Source organism: Streptomyces sp. NPDC102274 (assembly GCF_044766385.1).
GTDB lineage: Bacteria > Actinomycetota > Actinomycetes > Streptomycetales > Streptomycetaceae > Streptomyces.
This window is the reverse complement of sequence record NZ_JBIWLW010000150.1, coordinates 1-1266: the sequence shown is the minus strand read 5'-3', so window position 1 is coordinate 1266 and position 1266 is coordinate 1. Positions and strand designations below refer to the sequence as shown.

The window sequence follows — 1266 nt, the reverse complement described above, 5'->3', positions numbered from 1 at the left end:
TCAGTGACCTGATGGCGGATTCGTCGTTGGGCTGGCCGTGGAAGCGTCTAGAGACCTGGCGTCGCTGTCTGTGCCCCTGGCCGGCGAGCTTGTGGTCACCGATGATCAGTGGGAGCCGTACCGGCTCGTCAACCCGGTCGGCGAGCCGGTGGAGGGGGCCGTTGCCTACCTGCGTGACTTGCAGGGAGCCGGGCGTCCGCCGACAACGGCTCGCTCGTATGGAATGGACCTGCTGCGCTGGTTCCGTTTCGTTTGGGCCGTGCATGTCCCGTGGGACCGGGCAACTCGTATCGAGGCGAGGGACTTCTCCCGGTGGCTGCAGGTCGCGGGGCAACCGGCGCGTCCTCACTGGCGGCGTCGGACTGTTGCCCTATGGACTCCGGGCGGGAAGCCGTACGCGGCGTCGGTCCGCGCGCACAGCGAGACGGTGCTGCGGAACTTCTACGACTTCCACCGAGATACGGGCACCGGACCGATCCTCAATCCCTTCCCTCTGGACCGGTCGCGCCGCGGGCGCCGGGCTCATGTTCATCACAACCCGATGGAGCCGCACCATAACGAGCGTGCTGGTCTCTACCGGCCCACGGTGCCCAAGCGGGTGCCCCGCAGCGTCCCGGACGAGGAGTTCAACGAGATCTTCGCGCGGCTGCCCTCCCACCGGGACCGGGCCCTGGTCGCCTTCTACGTGTCCACCGGCGCCCGGGCCAGCGAGCTGCTGTCCGCCACGCAGGGCGGGACTGATCCGGGGCGTCAGCTGATCACGGTGGTCCGCAAGGGCACCGCCGAGATGCAGGAACTGCCGGCCTCGACGGACGCGTTCGTCTGGCTGCGGCTCTACCAGTTGGAGATGGAGGAGGCGATCCCGCGCGGGCGTCGGATTCCGCTGTGGTGGACGCTGCGTTCACCGTCCCGGCCGCTGACTTACCACGCGGCCCACCGGATGTTTGAGCGGGCCAACGTGCTGGCCGGGACCTCGGCGACATTGCACGCGCTGCGGCACACGGCGGCCTACCGGATGGCGGAGGATCCCAGCCTGCCGCTCACGGATGTCCAATTCGCCCTCGGGCACGTTCAGTTGACCACCACACAGCTTTACCTCACGCCCCGCAAGGAAGAGGTGATCCGTCGCGTGCTGGCCCATCTTGCCGAGCAGACCCGGCAGGCGGCAGCGCGGACCGCTCCGACACCGGCCGCCGGTTACCGCGCCGAGACGCTCAACGTCCTCTTCGCAGGTCAGCCGTGACGGCCACGACCCTGACGCCCCGC

General features: G+C 69.0%; 1 protein-coding gene. It reads left to right on the top strand.

Annotated elements, in window-relative coordinates; all coding sequences use genetic code 11:
* Positions 1 to 541: 541 nt before the first annotated feature.
* Positions 542 to 1243, top strand: a complete 702-nt coding sequence (locus tag ACIRQP_RS42490; protein ID WP_403900849.1) for a tyrosine-type recombinase/integrase — start codon at positions 542 to 544, stop codon at positions 1241 to 1243.
* Positions 1244 to 1266: the final 23 nt, after the last annotated feature.

What these genes read in the sequence shown, in the direction of transcription:
- ACIRQP_RS42490 (WP_403900849.1), top strand. Translation starts at nt 542, where the DNA reads ATGGAGCCGCACCATAACGAGCGTGCTGGTCTCTACCGGCCCACGGTG.